Consider the following 2,523-nt stretch of genomic DNA (forward strand, 5'->3'; position numbering starts at 1 on the left):
AGTCCCGCGAAATCCGCGCCCGTGCCGAGCGACCCCGACTTGTCCGCGGCGGTTCAGGCTGAATCCGCGTCCGCGCCGAGTGAATCCGTCCCGCCCGCAGCGGTCCGGACTGCGGCGGAATCCGGGCTTGCGCCGAGCGGGCCCAGCACGCCCGCAGTGATACAGACTGCGGCCGAATCCGCGTCGCCGCCGAGTGACACCGGCCCGCCCGCAGCGGGCATACCAAATGCGACGGACCAGGAGCACCCCACGTGATCCGCCTCCTCCTGGCCGACGACCACGCCATCGTGCGCGCGGGCCTGCGCGCACTACTCGAGAGCCATCCCGACATCACCGTCCTCGGTGACACGCAGACTGCGGAGGCCGCCGTCGCGTTCTGCGCGACCACCCCGGTCGATCTGGTGCTCATGGATCTCAGCTTCGGACCCGGCCGCTCCGGCGTCGACGCGACCGCCGAACTACGTGCGCTCGAAAAGCCGCCCAATGTCCTGGTCGTCACCAACTATGACACCGACGCCGATATTCTCAGCGCCATCGAGGCGGGGGCCTGCGGCTACATCCTCAAGGACACCCCGCCGGTGCAACTGCTCGCGGCGGTGCGGTCAGCGGCCGCGGGGGAGAGTGTGCTGTCGCCTGCGGTGGCCTCCAAACTGATGATCCGCGTGCGCCGCGCCGATACCACCCTGAGCCCGCGCGAAATCGAGGTGCTGCGCCTGGTCGCCAACGGCAGCTCGAACCGAGAGATCGCCAAGGATCTGTTCCTCAGCGAAACCACCGTCAAATCCCACCTCGTCCACATCTACGCCAAACTCGGCGTGCGCTCCCGGACCTCCGCGGTCGCCCGCGCCCGCGAACAAGGCGCCATCTAGCGAGCGATCAAGATCAGGTGGAACTGGCGGCGGCAGCGCCGGAGGCGGTTTGCGGCCACAGTTTCCACGTGATCATCTGTCCGGTGCTGTGGGGGTTCTAGGGTTGGGGCATGGCCTCACTTTCGGATCCCAAAGTGCGCGACTTTCTGACCCATGCCAATCGAACCGGAAAGGTGGCATTCGTGGCCGCCGACGGACGGCCGGTGGTCACCCCGGTGTGGTTCGTCCTCGAGGGGGACGAACTGGTCTTCAATACCGGCAAGGCCACGGCCAAGGGCAGGGCCTTCGCCCGCGATCCACGCATCGCGGTGGTGGTCGACCTCGAGCAAGAGCCGTATTCCTCCATTCAGATCCAAGGCACCGTGACACTGTCCGAGGATCCCGACGAACTGCTGCGCACCGCCACCGAGATCGCCGGCCGCTATATGGGCGCGGATCGCGCCGAAGAATTCGGCAAGCGCAACGGCGTCCCGGGCGAACTAGTGGTCCGGGTGCACCCGGACAAGGTGATCGCCCACTTCGACGCGACGGCCTAGCCCTAGACTCTCCCGCATGACCGTGCACTTCATCGGGGCCGGGCCGGGCGCCGCGGACCTGCTGACCGTTCGCGCGGTAGAGCTGCTGCGCACCGCCCCGGTCTGCCTCTACGCGGGCACCTATCTGGACCCCGAGGTGCTCGCGCACTGCGCCCCCGATACCGAACTGATCGACACCCAACACCTGGACATCGACCAGATCACCGAGCATCTGGTGCGCGCGCACCGCTGCGGTAAGGACGTCGCCCGCCTCTGCTCCGGCGACCCCTCCATATATTCGGCCCTCACCGAACAAACCCGCCGCCTCGACGCGGCGGACGTGCCATGGGACATCACCCCCGGCGTCCCCGCCTATGCCGCCGCGGCCGCCATGCTCGGCACCGAGTTGACCGTCCCCGAAGTGGTCCAGTCGGTGGTACTCACCCGCACCCGGGCCCGCTCGACCGTCATGCCCGAAACCGAGGCACTCACGAACTTCGCCCGGACCCAGGCCACGCTGGTGCTGCATCTGGCCATTACCCGGATCCGCCCCCTGGCCGCCGAGCTGATTGCGGACTACGGCGCCGATTGCCCGACCGCCGTGGTCTATCGAGCCAGCCAACCCGATCAATTGGTCTTGCGCGGAACTCTCACCGATATCGCCGACCAGGTCGAATCCGCGGGGCTGCGCCAAGCCGCCGTCATCCTCGTGGGCCGCGCCCTCACTCCGAATCTGTCCTGCGCCCAGTCCCATCTCTATGACCCCGCCCGCGATCGTCACCGACCTTCGCAAGCAGTGTGAGATCGGTGACAGGTTCCCAGCAAACTTGCGATGATCCCGCTGCCTGGGGTGATGTTTTCCAGCTATGGGAGCTGATTGGTCGGGCGGCGAGGACGACGGTAGATTGTTTCGGTGATCTGCATTGAACTTCCCGGCGGAGCCGGTCGGTGGGTGGCGGGCATGGTCGCGCCCATGTAACAAGGTCGGCCTGGCGGGCAGATAGTGCCAATGAACATTTTTTGCTTGATTGATGAGAACTGAACGCGGGAACACAGACGCCACGCTGGCATAGGTGCGCGTCCACGTCCCGGTGTTCATCGGGGAGCGCTCGTGTGGTGTTCCGGAAGCGAGGTTACGG

The 2,523-nt window shown here is 66.7% G+C and carries 3 protein-coding genes; all 3 read left to right on the plus strand.

Annotated features, from left to right (window positions below; translation table 11 throughout):
* Positions 1-251: 251 nt before the first annotated feature.
* On the plus strand, positions 252-869 hold the full coding sequence (locus tag AB0J47_RS05405) for a response regulator transcription factor (RefSeq protein WP_364340830.1): 618 nt from the start codon (positions 252-254) through the stop codon (positions 867-869).
* A 110-nt stretch (positions 870-979) separates the two neighbouring features.
* Positions 980-1,405: a PPOX class F420-dependent oxidoreductase gene (locus tag AB0J47_RS05410; protein WP_364340832.1), complete on the plus strand. Its 426-nt coding sequence runs from the start codon at positions 980-982 to the stop codon at positions 1,403-1,405.
* Positions 1,406-1,421: 16 nt separating this feature from the next.
* Positions 1,422-2,186: a precorrin-4 C(11)-methyltransferase gene (gene cobM, locus AB0J47_RS05415; protein WP_364340834.1), complete on the plus strand. Its 765-nt coding sequence runs from the start codon at positions 1,422-1,424 to the stop codon at positions 2,184-2,186.
* The last annotated feature ends 337 nt before the right edge of the window (positions 2,187-2,523 follow it).

Origin of the sequence: Nocardia sp. NPDC049737, from assembly GCF_040674755.1 — a bacterium.
In the GTDB taxonomy this organism is placed as follows: Bacteria; Actinomycetota; Actinomycetes; order Mycobacteriales; family Mycobacteriaceae; genus Nocardia.